Raw genomic sequence first — 17,553 nt, 5'->3', positions numbered from 1 at the left:
TCGGGGTCCTGGTTGCACCATCCTGGTGAAGCGATGATACAGGAGTGACAACGCGAAATGAAACGAAAGATCGGTCTAAGCTTATGCTTTCGGACTATGCCATGCCTTCGGATAGGCTTTTTCCGCATTCAGCCGGTACAGCTTGTCCACCACCTGGCGCGGCAGCGCCAGGCCGCGCACCGGCCCGTCCAGCTCCGGCACCGCGATGCTGTCGGCCGTCGTGAAATAGCGCCAGTCGCGCCGCCAGACGGTGTCCAGGTCACGCACGAACTCGGCGTCCGGCTGGGCGTCCGACTGCGCCAGGTCGGTGCCGTACATCAGGCGGTCCTGGTACTTGACGAAGAAGTCGCGTACCTGCCGCAGGTTGCGCTGCGACTGGTACTGGATCTGGCCGATCCGCGCCGCCACGTCGACGTTCACGCCCGGATGGTCGTCGAGCCAGCGTCCCAGCCGCGCCACGTCCCACTCCAGCGACGCCATGTGCACGCCGGTGAAGCGCAGGCGCGGGTGCGCGGCCAGCAGGCGGTCGCGCGCCGCCATCTGCTGCTCGTAGCTCGGCATCTCCATGTGCTTGTACATGTGGTACGCAGGATGCTTCGCGAAGTACTCGCGGTCGTTGTTCACGGTCATCTGCTCGACCGGGAGCCAGCAGTTGTGCGGCTCGCCCTGGTGTCCCAGCACCATCGTGCGGCGCCGTTCCAGGCCGGAAAACACGCCGGCCAGGCGCGGATCGTCGACCATCACCAGCTTGCCGGCACTGTCGCGCATGTCCATGCCGATGTTCTTCCATACCTTGACGCCGACGGCGCCGTCGGCCAGCGCGCCGTCCAGGTCCGCCAGCGTCGCCTCGGTCCAGCCGGGTCGCTCGAACCCCGTCGTGGCAAAGGTCGCCGCCCAGGCGATCTGCCCCGGATGCGCGTGCGCCGCCGCGCTGGCGACGCGGCGCTGACGCGCCAGCGGCGGAAAATCCGGATAGTCGACGTTGATCGTCAGCGCCCGGAAGTTGTCCTTGCGCGCCAGCGCCAGGTAGGCGTCCTGGTCCTCCCCATGCAGGTGAAGGTGCGCGTCGATCTTCGGCACCTTCTCGAAATCGGCCATCGTGTAGCGGTCGGCCGCCACCGCCGGCATGGCCGCCGTGACGGCAAGGACCAGGGCTATCAGTGTGCTGCGCATCGTTTCTCCTCCATGCTTTTCGTTCTAGCGCGCCGCGCCCAGGCGCGCCAGCGCGGCGGCGTCCAGCGGCGTGCCGTTCGTGCGCGCGGCATACAGGGCCGCGCCCAGGCTCGGGGCCAGCAGCGGCTCACGCAACAGGTAGGGTCGCGCGCGCGCCGCCAGCGTCCGCGCGAACGGCGCACGCAGCGGGCTTTCCGGGCCGAACAGGCCACCCGTGTGCGACACGGCGAGCGTGGCGGCGGCCGGCACGTCGAGGCGGGTGCGCACGGCATCGACCATGTCGGCCAGTTCGGCGGCGGCCCGGTCGACGATCGCCTGCGCCAGGAGGTCGCCCTGCGTCGCGGCCTCGGTCACCAGGCGCGCCAGCGCGGCCACGCGGCTGCGCTCGGCATTCAGTTCACCGTAGACGACGCCGCACAGGTCCAGGTCTTCCTGCAGCGCCAGCCGCGCGCGCACCAGCGCGTACAGCGGACCGCGCGGTGCGCGTCCATCGCTCATGCGCGAGAACAGCGCCAGGCCGGCGCGGGCGATCCAGTGCGCCGACCCCTCGTCGCTGAACAGTTCTCCCCAGCCGCCGGCGCGGGCCTTGCGCCCCGCATATTCGCCATAGGCCATCGAACCGGTGCCGGCGATCACGCTGATGCCGTCGGCGCAGGCGAGCGAACCGGACCAGCTGCACACCATGTCGTTGCCGCACAGGTAGCGCTCGTGGCCCAGGATGGCGCGGGGCAGCGCGTCCAGCAGCGCCTGGGCGGCGCGGTCCTCGCCGTAGGCCGGCAGGCCGAAGAAGGCGAAGGCCAGGTCGCCGGGTGCGATGCCCGCGGCGCCGAACACGGCCGCACAGCCGCGCGCCAGCATCGCGGCGGCGCCGTCCATGCCGACCTCGATGTAGTAGGCGCTGCTCTCCTCGTGCCGCGCCAGCACGGCGCCGCCCGCATCGACGAGGGCGAACGCCGTCTTGGTGCCGCCGCCGTCAATCCCGAGGAACATCACGCCCTCCCGCGAACGGATGGATGGTGACACCGCGCACGACGCGGTTGACCGTGCCGGAAACGCTCGGCGTGTCGGGGCGCAGGCCCAGCGCCAGCGACTGCAGCAGTGCGAATGCCTGGCAGAACACGATATAGGGCAGCGCCAGTGCCAGGTCGTGCGCCTGCACCATGCCGGCGGCCGTCACGCAGTCCGTGCCGGGCTCGGGCGCCACCTGTCCGCTCAGCGCCAGCACGCGGCCGGCGCGCCCGTCGCCGCGCAGCTCGCGCAACAGGTCGAGGTCGTAGCGGCGCGTGTACGGATCGTTCGACAGCAGCACGACGACGAGGGTGTCGCCATCGACGATCGTCTTGGGACCGTGGCGGAAGCCCAGCGGCGAGTCGAACAGCGCGACGACCTGCCCGTCCGTCAGTTCCAGCAGCTTCAGCGCTGCCTCGCGCGCCAATCCGCGCAGCTCGTTGCTGCCCAGGTAGACCACGCGCCGGAAGCGGCGCTCCACCAGTGCCTGCAGGGTCGGCAGCGACCCGTCCAGCAGATCGAGCGCGGCGCGCGCCGGCGCGCCGGCGGCGGCGACCGGCAGTGCGCCGAAAGCCAGTGCCGCCGCCAGCAGCATCGAGGTGAAGCTCGTGGTCATGGCAAAGCCGCGGTCGTGGGTGGCGTCCGGCAGCAGGATCGCGAAGGCATTGGTCCGCTGCTGCGCCATCCGGTACAACTCGCCGTCGGCGTTGCAGGTGATGACGAGGTGGTGGACGTCGGCCACCAGCTGGTCGGCCAGCGCCACGGCCGCCAGGCTTTCCGGGCTGCTGCCGGACCGAGCGAACGACACCACCAGCGTCGCCACCCCGGCCTGCAGGAAGCGCCCCGGTCCGGACACGATGTCGGTGGTGGGCACGGCCTCCACGCGGCGTCCCTGCGCCAGCATGGCCGGCGCCAGGCACTCGCCGATGAAGGCCGAGGTACCGGCCCCCGTCAGGACGATGCGCAGGTCGCGCCGCGCCAGCAGCGGCGCCAGGAAGGCGTCGAGCGCCGCGCGCCGCCCGTCCACCAGCGCCGCGATCTGCGGCCAGACGTGGCCCTGCTGGGCGATTTCGCGCGCGGTCAGCCCGCCGCCCAGTTCGTCCAAACGCTCCCCGGCGAGTCCGAGAATGTCCCCCTTTGCTACTAGCATGTTTCCAGCTCCTTCCTTGCGGCGCCGGCGGCGCACGCGTCCATGTAGTGGCGCAGCACGCGTGCCACGCCTTCCTTCAGCAGTTCGGCCGGCGCGTTGCGCAGGCGCCCTTCGCGCACCGCCTCGTACTGGGCCGGCAGGTACTGGCTCAGCAACGTCAGCGGCGGCGCCTCGCGCTCCAGGTTCGCCAGCAGCCGCTCCTGGGCCGCCTGGATCGCCGGGTGCGGCCAGTAGTAACGGATACGGTCGCTCAGGCTGAACTGCTGGTCGAAGCGCGCGCGCGCCGGATCGTGGTAGTACTTGCGCCAGTATTCCGGCTCGGCCTGCATCGTCGTCAGCACCGTGTTCTTGAAGTCCGAGCCGCGCTCCGGGCCCAGCATCTCGTGCTCGATGTCGGCCAGCGCCCACAGCGTCTCGCGCAACGCGAACGTGAGGCCCGGCCCAACCTTCAGGATCGCGAAATGGTCGCGCACGAGCGCCTCCAGGGCGGCCTGGGTCTGGTAGTCCGTCGAGTGGGCTTCGTACACCAGCGTCGGCTCCGCCTCGATGAAGCGGCTCAGCGCCACCGCCCTTTCCGGCCGGTAGTCGATGACCTTGTGGTGGTCGAACTCCACGCCCGGCTGCACCACCAGGCCGACGACGCGCGGCCAGGCGCCGTCCAGCCCGGCCTGCGCGAACGCCTGGCGGTGCGCGGTGATGGTGGCGGCGGCGGCCTGCGGCGTCGTCACGCTGAGCGTGTCGAGGTCCTCGTGGGCCCCCCCGGGCACCGGCACTTCGGTGCCGACCACATACACGGGCGCCTCGCCGCCGGCCACGCGCCAGGCGCGCTCGGCGACGGCGCACAACCGTGCCGCCCGCGCCGCCACGACGGCGTCCGCCAGCGGGACGGGGTCGCCGCCGCAGGACATCGAGCAATCCAGGTGGATCTTGCGGAAGCCCGCCGCCACGTACTGGTCGATCAAAACCTCGGCGCGCGCCATGGCGGCGTCCGCGGGCTCCGCCTGCCAGGCGTTCGGCCCCAGGTGGTCGCCGCCCAGCAGCACGGCGGCGCGCGCCAGGCCGACGCGGTCGGCGATGCCGTGCACGAAGTCGCGGAAGGCGGCCGGGGTCATGCCGGTATAGCCCCCGTCCTGGTTGACCTGGTTCGACGTGGCTTCCACCAGCACGGGCACGCCGCGCCGCAGCGCCAGTTCCATCGCCGCCTCGATGACCAGCGGATGGGCCGAGCACACGGAATGGATGCCGGCGGCTTCGCCTGCCTTGTGGCGGCGTACGAGATGCAACAGGTAGTCCATGTCAGCTCCGGGAATCGGTTGAGGGTGCGGCGGCGCCGTCGTCCGGCTGCAGCGCGAGCAGCAGCGCCGCGGCCAGCGACAGGGCGATGCCGGCCAGCTTGGCGCCGCCGGGGAGCGTGCCGGCCAGCGCCACCGCGATGACGGTGGTGAGCAGCGGCGCGCCGGCGTTCACCAGGGGCGAGACGACCATGGCCTTGCCGTGGCGGAAGGCATGCACGAGGGTCAGCGCGCCGATGGCGTTGAGCACCTGGGTCGCCGCCGCCAGCCACGGCCCGGACGGGCCGTAGTTGATCGGCTGCGAAAAATCCGTCATCGCCAGCGCCACCGGGATGAACAGCAGCGCGCTGGCCGTCATGTAGAAGAAGATGCTTTCCGCATCCATGCTGGCGTTGGCCAGCTTGATGAAGTAGGCCTGCAGGCCCCAGGCCGCGAGCACGCCCAGGGCCAGCACGAACCACAGTCCATACGACTGGGCGGCCTGCCCCGGCGCATAGTCGAACAGCGGCAGCGCGCATACCGCCAGCACGATCCCCGCCGTGCCGAGCGCGCCCGTGCGTTCGCGCAGGAAGGCGAAGGACAGCGCGATCGTGATCACGGGGGAGAGCGAGATCAGCGGAAAGATCAGATAGGTAGGTCCCGCCTTGACCGCGTAGAACAGGATCATCTGCCCGCCCGCGCCGAGCAGGCCGATCGCCAGGCCGTAGGCGACCGCGCGGGCGTCGCGGCGCACGCGCCAGCCGGCGCGGGCCAGCACGAACAGCGCCGGCGGCACCATCGTCAGCGCCCACACGACGTAGATCAGCGTCTCGGGAAAGCCGTACTGGGCCGGCAGGCCCGCGAACGCGCCCCACACGCCCCACAGCAGCGTGGTGGCCAGCGCGTAGCCCAGCCAGCCGGACTTGCGCAGCGCGCCCGGTCGTGCCGCGCCGTCGTCCATCGTCGTCGTCGTTTCCATGCGGGCCCCGTCAGAACTTCATGCTCATGCCGGCCACGTAGGTGCGGCCCCAGGTCTCGAAGCCGTACAGCGCGTCGCTGCGGCCCAGGTTCGAGCGCATCGAGGCGTCGCTCAGGTTCTTCCCTTCGACGAACAGCGTGATGTTGCGGGTCACGTCCCAGGAAGCCGACGCCGTCACCCACGTCAGCGAATCGACCTTGCTCGGGAAGCCGGCGATGACGTTGGTGCTCTGCGTGTATTCGCCCGTGTAGTCGAACGAGATCGAGGCGTTGATGCCGTTGCGCTCGTACAGGAAGCCCAGCGAGGAGGCAGTCGGCGCCACGCCTTCCAGCTGGCCCACGTACTGGCCGTTCTGGTAGGCCTTGGTCAGGGTCTTGGCGAACTTGGCGTTGATGCCGAAGCCGTTGTCGAACAGGTGCTGGATGCCGACCTCGATGCCGCGCACGCGCGCCTTGTCGCCGTTGACCGGGTGCGTGACCGTGTACAGGTAGCCGGGCAGGCCGATGTCCACGTGCTCGTCGGTCTGGTAGGTGACGAAGTTCTTGATCTGCTTGGCGAAGACGGCCGCCGTGATCGCCGACTTGGGACGGTAGTACCACTCCACCGACAGGTCCTGCTGAACGGCCTCGGTCGGCTTAAGCTTCGGATCGCCGACGATGTTGATGATGTAGGTGCGGTCGAGCGTGTTGTCGGTGCGGGTAGGCGCCAGCTTGTCCAGCGACGGACGGGCCATGACCTTGGCGGCGGCGGCACGCACGACGAAGTCCTCGCGCGCCCACCAGCTGAAGTTCGCCGACGGCAGGAACTTGGTGTACTTGCCGTCCTCGGACACCGGCACGGCCGGGCTGTAGGTCACGGTCGGGCTGCTGGTCGGGATGTTCGGCGTCGGGTCGTCGATCGCGACGATCTCGTCGATGGCGCTCTTCGACGTCGTCTTGGTACGCACGACGCGCGCGCCGACGTTGCCGTTCCAGTTGTCGCCGGACAGCTCGAACTGGCCGTACAGCGTGGCCGTCTTCTCGCGCACCGAATAGGAATCGGTCGGCACGAACACGGGCTGGGTCTTGCTGACGTCGAAGGTCTCGCCGGTCGGGTTGCCGCTCGCATCGAGCACCGGCTTGCCGTTCAGGCTCGCCAGCGCCGCCAGGTAGGCCGGCACGTCGAACTGGACGAAGCTGCCCGGGAAGCTGCCACCCGCGTTGCGCATGTAGTTCGGCAGCGTCATCGGATGCACGACGTCGGCGCCCAGCGACGCGAACGTGATCGTGTACATATCGCAGTACTGGCAGGCGCCGCCGCTCTTCTCGTTGCCGATCGAGTTGCGGTCCTTCTTGCGGTTGGTGGCGCTGGCGCCGAACTGGAAGCCGTCGATGTGCCACTTGCCGTCCAGTGCCAGGCGTCCCTCGAGCGAGGCGCCGTCGATGGTGTCCTTGATGTCGACGCCCGTCAGGCCCGTGAAGTGGATGCCGTAGTCCTTGTTGCCCAGGCGGCCCGTAGCCAGCTCAGTCGCCAGGTCGCGGCCGCCCTCCAGCTGGACGCGGATGTCCGGCAGGCCGCCGTTGGTGGCGCGGTAGTAGCCCGTATTGTGGCCCGCGATGCCGGCGACGAGGAAGGTATCCTTGCCGCCCGAATCGCGCTTCGAGGTCGAGCGGTAGACGTCGCCCGTCAGCTTGAGGCGGCTGGTCGGCTTCCATTCGCCACGCCAGCCGAACTGCATCGTGTCGACCACGCGGTCGGTGGTGACGTTGGACATCTCCGGCACCAGGTCCTTCACCGTCATGCTGGTGATCAGGTGGTCCTTCACGACGACGTCCGACCAGCGGTCCGGCGCATGCTCGACGTAATACGATTGCTGGTAGCCGACCTGGGGCGAATCGAGACGCGTGGCGAGGGCATCGACCGTCATCTTGAACTGCGGCGTGACCTTCCATTCGAACGCGCCGGACAGCGCCGAGCGCTTCTTGTCCTCGAATACGGAGCCGAACGAGATGCAGCAAGGCGCCAGCAGGTTGCTCTCGCCGGGACCGATGGCGCCGTCGCCGTTGACGTCGAAGCTGCCCGGCGAGTCGGCGTTGTAGGTCTGGTAGCCGAGCGAATCCGTGCGCACCTTGCGCTTGGAAAGCACGGCGCCGACGATCACGCCCATGGTGTTGTTGTTGAAGGTATTGCTGTAGACGCCAGAGAGCTTGCCCCCATTTTTCTTCGACAGGTCGTTGCGCTCGGCCTCGAAGCGGATGGAGCCGTGCTGGCCAGGATTGTCCATCGGGCGCGCCGAACGCAGGTTGACGGAACCGCCGATGCTGCCTTCCATCTGCGCCGCCTCGGCCGACTTCATCACGTCGGCGCCGCTGATCACCTCGGAGGGCAGCACGTCGAACGCGAAGTCGCGGCCGTCGCCGTCGGTGGCCAGGATGCGCTTGTTCAGGGTGACGATGTTGTAGCCGGAGCCCAGGCCGCGCACGTTGATGTACTGGCCTTCGCCGCCGCGCGTGCGGGACACCGAGATGCCGGATATGTGCGTCAGCGAGTCGGCCACGTTATCGTCCGGGAAGCGGCCCAGCTCCGTGGCGGAGATCGAATCCTGGATCACATCCGCATTGCGTTTCAGGTCGAGCGACTTGGCCAGCGCCGCCCTGGCGCCCGTCACCACCACGACCGAGGGCCCGGCCGCCGCGGCCGCCGCCGGGGCGGCATTCGGTGCGACATTCGGCGCGATGTTCGGCAGCTCGGCCTGTGCCTGCGCCAGCGCCGTGCCGCACAGCGCCATCTCCACCGCCGCAGCCATCAGGCTGCGCCGGAACCCCGTTTCGAATCTGCTACGCATGGCAATCTCCTGGGTGTTGTCTTTCGTTGTTATCAGATGGTAATAAACCTGAAACGAAAACACAACAAACTTTCGAAAGCTTTCGAAACTTTTTTAAATTGTTGTTTTTTCCTTACTGAAGTGATGCCAAGCGAGTGGTGAATGATCCGGCATGGTGGGGACGCCGGCTTGCGCCGTGCATAGAGACCCCCGAGCAATCGATCGTCGGGTGGTCGCGCTTGTGATTCGCTCCGCTTGGTATCATCCTGTCGCGCGCCGGCGCGTCAGGTCCGGCCACACATCATGACAACCTTGCGACAAGCCCAATATCCGTTCATGCCCCATCCGTCCCGTCCTCCCGGCCAGCGCCGCCAACGCGTCCCCGCCACCAAGCTGCTACCCGCCCTGGTGCTGGGCTGCTTCGCCATCCAGCCGCTGCATGCACAGACCGCCGCGCCCGCACAGGCAGGGCCGGTACCCGCCGGGGCGCGACAGGCCGCTTCCGTGCCGGCCACGACAAGCGGCGCCACGACCGGCACCGGCCAGCCCGCCCCGCAATCCGGCAGCGACGACATGGCAACCGTCGAAGTGGTCGCCACGCGCCCCACCAACAAGGTCGACCGCGACGTCTACGACCTGAAGAACGACATCAGCGTCAGCAACGCGTCCGCCTCCGACGTCCTGAACAACGTGCCCTCGGTGACGGTCGACCAGGATGGATCCGTGGCCGTGCGCGGCAACCCGAACGTGCAGATCATGGTCAACGGCAAGCGCGACGCCCAGTTCCAGGGCCAGAACCGGGGTGATGCCCTGAACGCGTTCCCGGCCGAGGCCATCGAGTCGATCGAGGTGATCAACGTGCCGGGCGCGGAATTCGGCAACGAGGGCGGCAGCGGCCCGATCATCAACCTGGTGTTGAAGCGCAACCGCAAGCCCGGCTCGCGCGCGACCCTCAGCCTGAACAAGGGCACCGAGGACCGCTACAACGGCTACCTGAACGGCGAGTATGCGGCCGGTCCCTATTCCATCAGCGGCAACGTGGGCGTGCGCAAGAACGCGCGCAGCACGCACCGCGCCAGCCAGCGCCAGGACCTGGACGCGCGCACGGGCGACGTCGTCGGCGGCAACGAGTCCAGCGGCGACGGCCGCTTCGGCTCCACCTCGGTCACGCTGGCCTCCACGCTGACCTACAACGTGGGAGCGCGCGACCAGGCCGGCGCCACGGTCAGTTATTCGAAGCTGAAGAACGACACGGACAACACGAACGATACCGTGCGCTTCGGTCCGGCCCTGGTGCCGACCGCCGATTTTTCCAGCCGCTCCCACAGCGACTCGCCGGCCGAGAACTTCGGGCTGGGCGCCTCGTACAGCCACAAGAGCGGCGAACCGGGCGAGGAACTGAAGTTCGACCTGCGCTACACGGGCCAGACCAACGACGCCCGCAACGACGTGTTCTACGACTACCGCCTGCGCCCGGACCGCTACACGACGGACAGCATCCGCATCACCGACCGCCGCACGCGCATCCTCGACGTGTCGGTCGACTACCAGCGCGTGCTGTGGGGCGGCTGGCAGTTGAAGGCGGGCGCCAAGTACGCCGACAACCGGAGCGACAACGGCACCGACTACCGCGCCGTCGATCCGGCCAGCGGCGCCTACGTGCCGGTGCCGGCCCGCATCAGCCAGTTCGCGTCGAACGACCGCAACGGCGCCGTCTACGGCACGCTGTCCACGAAGTTCTTCTCCGACGTGCAGGTGCTGGCGGGCCTGCGCGGCGAGTACACGGACCTGGAAGTGCACCAGCCCCTGCTCGCCGAACGCGACACCTACCATTACATGAACTGGCTGCCCAGCTTCTACGCCACCAAGGACCTGGGCGCCACGGCGCAGCTGCAGCTGCGCGCCAGCCGGCGCATCGCGCGGCCCAACGAACGGGACCTGAATCCGAACCTCGTCTACCTGAGCGACTTCAGCGCGCGCCAGGGCAATCCGGACCTGGAACCGGTCGACAACGACCTGATGGAGCTCGCCTACCGCGACCGCTTCTTCGGCGTGGAGTCCAGCTTCACCGCGTTCAAGCGGCGCGAGTCGCCCGTGATCGGCAACCGCAGCTACGCGCTGGCGACGGACCCGAACGTCATCGTCACCTCGCCCATCAACTACGGCGCCAACGATTCCGTCGGCATGGACATGAACTTCAACGTGCGCCAGCTGTTCCTGCGCGGCCTGTCGGCCAACCTCGGCGTCACGCTGGCCAACGAGAAGCGCATGCGCCTCTCGAACTTCGGCGCCGGCGACACGGGAGAGGAACAGAAGAACCGGCGCGAGAACGCCAAGCTGCGCCTGGCCTACCAGTTCCTGCAGGAGTCGCTGCAGCTGTCCGTCAACCGCAACGGCCGCACGCTGAACGGCCAGGGCGTGAACGGCGCCGTCACCATCACCAACTTCACCTGGATGCATCGCTTCTCGCCGCAGTTTTCGCTGAACGTGAACGTCAACAACGTGTTCCGGACCGGGAACAACGAAAGCTGGATCGAGAACGAAGTGCTGCGCCTGCACACGCTCGGCACGCCCCAGCAGCGCGTGTTCACCGTGGGCCTGCGCTACCAGTGGGGCGGCGTCACGGGGGACGAGCGCATCCGCAACGGCGGCCGCCCGGGCATGTTCCGCGGTCCGCAAGGGAATGGGCGCGGCGAGCGTGGCGGCAACGATGGCGGCGGCTTCGGCGGCGGGCGCGGGTTCTGACTATTCCGGCGCCGGCGCGTTCAGCAGCGCTGCGCGCACCCGGCGATTGAGGCGCACTATCCACGCCACCATCCAGACGACGGCGGCGACGACGGCGACCAGGGCGGCAACTCCACCCGCCGCGCCGCCCAGTACCACCCCCGCGGCCAGCGCGGGTAGTGCGAGGTCGTACACGGTATCGACCTCGCTCCACCACCGATGGCTCAGCACGACCTTGCCGCCCGCCGCATCGCGCCAGCCCAGCACCGACGCCCAGTCGCCGGGCCGGGCGAAGGCGACGACCAGCACCGTCCCCGCCTTCGGCACGACCTTGCCCGGCAGTGCGACACCGTAGGTGACGGCGCCGCCGCTGTCGAAGCTGAATGCGCCCCGCGCCCGGGCGTCGAATACGCGGTCGATCCTGATCCGTTCGATGTGCATCTGCGCTACTCCCCTGCTGCCGTCGACGACGCCAGTCTAGCGCGGGCGGCAAGCCCGTGGCTTCGGAAAATCCTGAGGCCAGCTGCGGTCCGGCCGGACCGTTGACGGGCTATAGCGCCATCGCTACGATGTTCCGACAACAACAATACACAGGAGACCCCTTCCATGATCGGCCTTGCCCTCACCAGCGCGCTTTGCTGCGCACTCGCCCTCGCATGCGGCAGCGCCGCCGCCCAGGCTCCCGAAACGACCGCCGCAATGATCGCGCGCGACATCCGGGTCGCCGAGACCCAGTACGGCCAGCTGCTGGAACGCCTGCGCCGGCAGCCGGGCTTCCCGCGCAGCCTCGCGAAGGGCGAGATCGTCACGGTCGGCCCGCTCGACTGGACCTCGGGCTTCTTCCCCGGCACGCTGTGGTACCTGTACGAAGCCACGGGCCAGGCGCGCTGGCGCAGCGCGGCGACCCGCTACACGGCCGACACGGCGCCGGCCAAGTTCGACAAGAGCCAGCACGACCTCGGCTTCATGCTGGGCAGCGGCTACGGCAACGGACTGCGCCTGACCGGCGACCCGTCCTACCGCGATGCCATGCTGGCCGGCGCCACCACGCTGCTGACGCGCTTCGATCCGAAGGTCGGCAGCATCCAGTCCTGGGACCTGTGGCCGGGCAGCGGCTGGGCCTACCCCGTCATCATCGACAACATGATGAACCTGGAACTGCTGATGTGGGCGGCGCGCGCGTCCGGCGAGGCCCGCTACCGCGAAGTCGCCATCGCGCACGCCGACACGACCCTGCAGCACCATTTCAGGCCCGACGGCTCCAGCTTCCACCTGGTCGACTACGATCCCCGCACGGGCGCCGTGCGCGCCCGCGTCACGGTGCAGGGCAAGGCCGACGCGTCGGCATGGGCGCGCGGCCAGGCCTGGGGCCTGTACGGCTTCACGATGATGTACCGCGAGACGGGCAAGGACGCCTATCTGCACCAGGCGCAGAAGATCGCGGCGTTCTACATGCGCCACCCGCGCCTGCCGGCCGACAAGGTGCCCTACTGGGATTTCGACGATCCCGCGATTCCGGCCGCGCCGCGCGACGCCGCGGCGGCCGCCATCGCCAGCGCGGCGCTGCTCGAACTGGCCCGCCATTCAGACGCCACGCTGGCGCCCGGCTATCGCGTGTTCGCGGAGCAGACGCTGCGCAGCCTGTCCTCTCCGGCCTACCTGGCCGCGCCGGGCACCAACGGCGGCTTCCTGCTGATGCACGCGACGGGACACAAGCCGGCCGGCACCGAAATCGACGTGCCCCTGAACTACGCCGACTATTATTTCCTCGAAGCGTTGCTGCGCTTGCGCGCGTCCCTGCCGGCCGCCGCGCCATGAGCCCTTGTGGCCCTCCACGGTAGCGCGGCGGCGGCGGCATCGCCCCTGCCGAAATGCAGGGGCGCACCGGCGCCCGTGTTAAGATCGCCCGTCGAGTTACATCTACCTGCGATGAAAAAGCCCGCCCCGACCATCCGCGACGTCGCCGCCGCCGCCCAGGTGTCCACCGCCACGGTGTCGAAGTACCTCAACGGCGCGCAACGCTTTTCGTCGAAGGTCGAAGCGGCGATCGACGCGGCCGTCGGCCGCCTCGGCTACAAGTCGAATCCCCTGGCCAAGTCGATGATCACGGGGCGCACCGACACGATCGCCCTGTGCCTGCCGGACATCGCCAATCCCCATTTCACCTGCATCCTGCAAGGCGCCGCGGCGGTCGCGGCCGAACGCGGTTACTCGGTGCTGCTGGTCGACGGGTCGCACGGCCCGGAGCGCGAGCGGCGCACGCTGGAGACGCTGAGCCGCCGCGTGGACGGGATGATCGTGTGTTCGCGGCTGGACGAGGCGGACATGCCCTGGATGGCCGACATCGGCAAGCCGGTCGTCTTCCTCGGTACCCTGGCCGAGCTGCCGCTGCCGACCGTCGCCGCCGACGACCATGCGGGCGGCGACATGCTGGCGCGCCACTTGCAGATGCTGGGCCACCGGCGCATCGCCTATCTGGGCTGCCCGGCGTCGCGCCGCGATGCGCAGCGGCTCGGCGGCATCCGCGCCTGCCTCGAGGCCGCGGGCCTCGAGCTGGTCGTGTTCGACGCCGGCAGTCCCACGCTGGCGGAAGGCGAGCGCCTGTGTTCCGGCCTGGTGCTGGGCAGCCGCAGGCTCGACGCCGTCATCTGCTACAACGACCTGCTGGCGCTCGGCTTCATGAAGGAAGTGGCCAACCTCGGCCTGTCGATCCCGCGCGACCTGTCGGTGGCCGGTTTCGACAATATCCCCTACGGCAAATACGTGACGCCGGCACTGACCACCGTCGACCTGCAAAGCCGCCACATGGGCGCGGCGGCGATGGACAAGCTGCTGGCGCTGGTGCGCGGCGAACCGGTCGAGCGCTGCACGCGAATCGCGCCGCGCCTGGTCCTGCGCGGCTCGACGCGCAACCAGCAGCTGCGCTAGAGCCGGGCCATGCGGCCGCCGTCGGCCAGCAGCGCCGCGCCGTTGACGAAGGACGCGTCCGCACTGGCGAGGAAGGCGATGGCCGCGGCCACCTCGTCGGGCGAGCCCACGTCGGCCTTGTCGATCTTTTCCGCGCCCGACTTCACGTTCGGGTTGTCCCACAACATCGGCGTGTCGATCGCGCCGGGCACCACCGCGTTCACGCGGATCCCCTTGTCCTTGCCCTCGATCGCCGCCGAACGGGTCAGCGACAGCAGCGCCGCCTTGGCCGCGGCGTAGGGGGCGACCAGCGCCTCGGTCGCATAGGCGTGCACGCTGGCGACGTTGACGACGGCCCCGCCCTTCTCCATCCGCAGGAACGCCTGCTTGATGAAGAAGAAGGCGCCGAGCAGGTCGACGTCGAGGGTGCCGCGCCAGTCGTCCGCGGTCTGTTCCTCGAGGGGCTTGAAGGTCATGAGGCCGGCGTTGTTGACGACCGCGTCCCAGCGTCCGAAGTGGGCGATGGTGGCGTCGACGGCGGCCTTGACCTGGTCTTCATGGCCGACGTCGCAGACGGCGGTCAGGATCCGCTCGGGCTTCCCGTCCTGCGCCAGCTTGGCGCGCGCCTCGTCGAGGCTGTCCTGGTGGCGTCCGACCAGCGTCACCCCGCCACCCGCCTCCAGCAGGCGCCGCGCGGCCGCCAGGCCGATACCGCCGCCGGCCCCGGTGACGATGGCGATGCGTTGTTTCTCGTTCATGGCTGCTCCTGGCTTGCAATACGAGGAAGCAGTGTAGCGGGGCCGCGCGAAACGCGGAGCACTGCTCGGGACGCCGCCTGCGGGAGCGCCGCCCCCTCAGGCAGCGTCGTCCATCGCCCGCAGCCGCCGGTCCGACGATTGCGGCCGGCCGAACAGATAGCCCTGGAAGTGCGAGCAGCCCTCCGCCTGCAGGCGCAGGAACTGTTCGTGCGTCTCGACGCCCTCGGCCGTCGTGTGGATCAGCAGGCTGTTCGACAGGCCCGTGATGGCACGGATGATCGCCAGCGCCTCGCGGCTCTCGCCGATGTCCTGCACGAAGGATTTATCGATCTTGATCTTGTCGAAGGGGAAGGAGCGCAGATAGCTGAGCGAGGAATAGCCGGTGCCGAAGTCGTCCAGCGAAATGGCCACGCCCAGCTCCTTCAGCGCGCGCAGCGTGCGGATATTGCCGTCGCTGTCGTCGAGCAGTACCGATTCCGTGATCTCCAGTTCCAGGCGCGCGGGGTCCAGGCCGGAGTCGGACAGCGCCAGCGCCACCGTCGCCACCAGGTCCGGGCTCTTGAACTGTGCCGGCGACAGGTTGACGGCGACGGATTCGCCGTCGTTCCAGGTGATCGCTTCCTGGCAGGCGAGGTTGAGGGCGCGCGCCCCGAGGTCGTGGATCAGGCCCGTTTCCTCCGCCAGCGGGATGAAGTCCAGCGGCAGGACCTGGCCGTGCACGGGATGGTTCCAGCGCATCAGCGCCTCGTAGCCGGCGATGCGGCGGCCGTCCTTTTCCATGATCGGCTGGTACACCATCTCGATCTGGCCCAGGTGCAGTGCGCGGCGCAGGTCGGTCTCCATCTGGCGCCGCACGCGCGCCGCCTCTTCCAGCTCGGGGCGGAACACTTCGTAGCGGTTACGGCCGTTGCGCTTGGCTTCGTACAGCGCCATGTCGCCGAAGCGCAGCAGCTCTTCGGCCGAGCTGCCCGAGTTGGTGGAGGCAATGCCCACCGACAGGCCCACGGACAAGCCGTGCTCGTCGATCAGGAACGGCTGGCCCGTGGCGTCGATCAGGCGCTGCGCCGCCTGCTTCGCTTCCTCCAGGCGCCGCAGGCCCGGCAGCACCACGGCGAATTCGTCCCCGCCCAGGCGCGCCAGCGTGTCCTGCTCGCGCAGGTGCTCGCGCAGGCGCTGGGCCAGCGCCAGCAGCAGCTTGTCGCCGTAGGCGTGGCCGAGGGCGTCGTTGATGTTCTTGAAGTTGTCCAGGTCCAGGCACAGGATCGCCGTGATGCTGCGGCTGGCCGCGTCGCCCGCGATCGCCGCTTCCAGCCGGTGGTGGAAGAAGGCGCGGTTCGGCAGGTCGGTCAGGCCGTCGTGCTGGGCCATGTGGTGGATCTGGGCGTAGGCGGCCAGCTCCTCCGTCACGTCCTCGGTAATGGTCAGGATGTAGTCGCCCTCGCCTTCCGGGCGCGTGCCGCGCACCGAGCGGCTGCGCAGCGTGCGGGTACCCAGCGGCGTATCGACGGTGCTCTCCTTGGCCTGCAGCTCGGCGTCCTGCCCCACGCCGGCGACCTGGCGCTCGATGTAGTCGGCGACGGCGGGACTGAGGCAGTCGCGCACGCTCTTGCCGGCCAGGTCCACCTGGGCGCCGCTGAACAGCCGCTGCGCCTGCTGGTTGGCGAGCAGGATGACCTCGCCCGAGCAATCCTGGGCCAGCACGCTGGCCGGGATGTTGGAGATCACGGAATCCAGGAAGCGCGACAGCGACGCCATCTGCTGGCTGTACTTCTCCGCCAGCTCCTTGGCCTCGAGCACCTTCAGTTCCTGCCGGCGCCGTTCCGTGATGTCGCGTGTGATCTTTGCGAAGCCGATCAGCTCGCCGTCCTCGCCGCGCACCGCATCGATTACCACGCTGGTCCAGAATTCGCTGCCGTCCTTGCGCACGCGCCAGCCTTCGGCCTCGAAGCGCCCGTTGCTGCGCGCCGTCTCCAGCGCCGCGTGCGGCAGGCCCGCCGCGCGGTCCGCGGCCCGGTAGAACACGGAGAAATGCCGGCCCACGATTTCGTCGGCCTTGTAGCCCTTGGCGCGCTCGGCGCCGGCGTTCCAGTTCACCACGTGACCATCGCCGTCGAGCATGTAGATCGCATAATCGGTCACGCCCTGGATCAGGTGCCGGAAACGCTGCTCCTGCTCGCGCTGCGCTTCCTGCGCGCGCCGCTGCTCGGTGCAATCGCGCGTGATCTTGGCGAAGCCGACCAGGCGGCCGTCGTCGTCATGGATCGCATCGATGACGACGTGGGCCCACAGCGCCGTGCCGTCCTTGCGCAGGCGCCAGCCCTCATCCTCGAAGCGCCCGTGCTCGCGTGCGATCGACAGGTTGATGTCCGGCAGTCCGGCCGCGACGTCCTCGGGCCGGTAGAACGTCGAATAGTGGCGGCCCACGATCTCCGATGCCACGTAGCCCTTGGCGCGCTGCGCGCCCGCGTTCCAGTTCGAGACGATGCCCTCGGGTGTCAGCATGTAGATCGCATAGTCGACGATCTTCTCGACCAGCAGGCGGTACATCGGATCGGCATTCTCAGCGGGCGGGCTCGTGAACATGGCGGGCAAATCGGCGAAGTGGTGGCGCAACGGGGCCTGGGGCTCGTCGCGGGAGACTCGGGTTGCGGAGTCGGCTCGGATGGGCAGCGCGGGGCGGGGCGCGGCGCCAGTGGGATGACTTGCAGGAAAGTATACAGCAGGATGTTACGCCACGGAAATAGTTATGTTCTATTTCCGTGATATGTGGGTCTATTGCG

Annotated in this window: 12 protein-coding genes; 3 read left to right on the top strand and 9 right to left on the bottom strand. The window is 69.0% G+C overall.

Translation table 11 applies throughout. The features are described 5' to 3' along the window. Positions 1-81: 81 nt before the first annotated feature. From ACI1V7_RS06070 to ACI1V7_RS06045, 6 genes are read right to left on the bottom strand one after another with little or no spacing between them, the layout of a single operon-like run. On the bottom strand, positions 82-1,173 hold the full coding sequence (locus tag ACI1V7_RS06070) for an amidohydrolase family protein (RefSeq protein ID WP_404530844.1): 1,092 nt from the start codon (positions 1,171-1,173) through the stop codon (positions 82-84). A 24-nt stretch (positions 1,174-1,197) separates the two neighbouring features. Beyond that, positions 1,198-2,163, bottom strand: coding sequence for an N-acetylglucosamine kinase (locus tag ACI1V7_RS06065; RefSeq protein WP_404530843.1), 966 nt, complete (start codon positions 2,161-2,163; stop codon positions 1,198-1,200). Next, positions 2,147-3,331, bottom strand: coding sequence for an SIS domain-containing protein (locus ACI1V7_RS06060; protein ID WP_404530842.1), 1,185 nt, complete (start codon positions 3,329-3,331; stop codon positions 2,147-2,149). The genes ACI1V7_RS06065 and ACI1V7_RS06060 overlap by 17 nt, the downstream gene beginning before the upstream one ends. Continuing rightward, complete coding sequence (locus ACI1V7_RS06055; RefSeq protein WP_404530841.1) at positions 3,325-4,626, bottom strand: D-tagatose-bisphosphate aldolase, class II, non-catalytic subunit; 1,302 nt, start codon at positions 4,624-4,626, stop codon at positions 3,325-3,327. Before ACI1V7_RS06055 ends, ACI1V7_RS06060 begins: the two co-directional genes overlap by 7 nt. 1 nt (position 4,627) lies before the next feature. Beyond that, a complete protein-coding gene (locus ACI1V7_RS06050; protein ID WP_404530840.1) occupies positions 4,628-5,581 on the bottom strand; it encodes an EamA family transporter in 954 nt (317 codons plus the stop codon). A gap of 10 nt (positions 5,582-5,591) precedes the next feature. Then, the gene (locus tag ACI1V7_RS06045; protein WP_404530839.1) at positions 5,592-8,405 is read right to left on the bottom strand and encodes a TonB-dependent receptor; all 2,814 of its coding nucleotides are present in this window, start codon (positions 8,403-8,405) and stop codon (positions 5,592-5,594) included. 291 nt (positions 8,406-8,696) lie between these two features. Here ACI1V7_RS06045 and ACI1V7_RS06040 point away from each other — a divergent pair, with 291 nt between their 5' ends. Further along, complete coding sequence (locus tag ACI1V7_RS06040) at positions 8,697-11,129, top strand: outer membrane beta-barrel protein (protein WP_404530838.1); 2,433 nt, start codon at positions 8,697-8,699, stop codon at positions 11,127-11,129. Here the strand turns inward: ACI1V7_RS06040 and ACI1V7_RS06035 are convergent, their stop codons facing one another. Next, positions 11,130-11,549: a hypothetical protein gene (locus ACI1V7_RS06035; RefSeq protein WP_404530837.1), complete on the bottom strand. Its 420-nt coding sequence runs from the start codon at positions 11,547-11,549 to the stop codon at positions 11,130-11,132. 165 nt (positions 11,550-11,714) lie between these two features. Between ACI1V7_RS06035 and ACI1V7_RS06030 the strand changes: the two genes are divergently transcribed. Both ACI1V7_RS06030 and ACI1V7_RS06025 read left to right on the top strand, forming a co-directional pair. After that, positions 11,715-12,926 carry a glycoside hydrolase family 88 protein gene (locus ACI1V7_RS06030; protein WP_404530836.1) on the top strand — a complete coding sequence of 404 codons (1,212 nt, stop codon included), beginning with the start codon at positions 11,715-11,717 and terminating at the stop codon, positions 12,924-12,926. 111 nt (positions 12,927-13,037) lie between these two features. Continuing rightward, positions 13,038-14,036, top strand: a complete 999-nt coding sequence (locus tag ACI1V7_RS06025; RefSeq protein WP_404530835.1) for a LacI family DNA-binding transcriptional regulator — start codon at positions 13,038-13,040, stop codon at positions 14,034-14,036. Here ACI1V7_RS06025 and ACI1V7_RS06020 read toward each other — a convergent pair. Continuing rightward, positions 14,033-14,773 (bottom strand): SDR family NAD(P)-dependent oxidoreductase, encoded by a 741-nt coding sequence (locus tag ACI1V7_RS06020; RefSeq protein ID WP_404530834.1) that lies wholly within the window; start codon positions 14,771-14,773, stop codon positions 14,033-14,035. The two genes, ACI1V7_RS06025 and ACI1V7_RS06020, sit on opposite strands and share 4 nt — an antisense overlap. A gap of 96 nt (positions 14,774-14,869) precedes the next feature. Beyond that, on the bottom strand, positions 14,870-17,356 hold the full coding sequence (locus ACI1V7_RS06015; protein WP_404530833.1) for a sensor domain-containing protein: 2,487 nt from the start codon (positions 17,354-17,356) through the stop codon (positions 14,870-14,872). Positions 17,357-17,553 lie beyond the last annotated feature (197 nt).

Source organism: Massilia paldalensis (assembly GCF_044901715.1).
In the GTDB taxonomy this organism is placed as follows: Bacteria; Pseudomonadota; Gammaproteobacteria; order Burkholderiales; family Burkholderiaceae_D; genus Telluria; species Telluria paldalensis.
Note: the sequence above shows the minus strand (reverse complement) of the source record. Positions and strands in the feature narration are given on the sequence as shown.

Coding starts and splice junctions, on each gene's coding strand:
- ACI1V7_RS06015 (WP_404530833.1), bottom strand. CDS start 17,356: ATGTTCACGAGCCCGCCCGCTGAGAATGCCGATCCGATGTACCGCCTG.
- ACI1V7_RS06065 (WP_404530843.1), bottom strand. CDS start 2,163: ATGTTCCTCGGGATTGACGGCGGCGGCACCAAGACGGCGTTCGCCCTC.
- ACI1V7_RS06070 (WP_404530844.1), bottom strand. CDS start 1,173: ATGCGCAGCACACTGATAGCCCTGGTCCTTGCCGTCACGGCGGCCATG.
- ACI1V7_RS06020 (WP_404530834.1), bottom strand. CDS start 14,773: ATGAACGAGAAACAACGCATCGCCATCGTCACCGGGGCCGGCGGCGGT.
- ACI1V7_RS06030 (WP_404530836.1), top strand. CDS start 11,715: ATGATCGGCCTTGCCCTCACCAGCGCGCTTTGCTGCGCACTCGCCCTC.
- ACI1V7_RS06060 (WP_404530842.1), bottom strand. CDS start 3,331: ATGCTAGTAGCAAAGGGGGACATTCTCGGACTCGCCGGGGAGCGTTTG.
- ACI1V7_RS06050 (WP_404530840.1), bottom strand. CDS start 5,581: ATGGAAACGACGACGACGATGGACGACGGCGCGGCACGACCGGGCGCG.
- ACI1V7_RS06025 (WP_404530835.1), top strand. CDS start 13,038: ATGAAAAAGCCCGCCCCGACCATCCGCGACGTCGCCGCCGCCGCCCAG.
- ACI1V7_RS06035 (WP_404530837.1), bottom strand. CDS start 11,549: ATGCACATCGAACGGATCAGGATCGACCGCGTATTCGACGCCCGGGCG.
- ACI1V7_RS06055 (WP_404530841.1), bottom strand. CDS start 4,626: ATGGACTACCTGTTGCATCTCGTACGCCGCCACAAGGCAGGCGAAGCC.
- ACI1V7_RS06045 (WP_404530839.1), bottom strand. CDS start 8,405: ATGCGTAGCAGATTCGAAACGGGGTTCCGGCGCAGCCTGATGGCTGCG.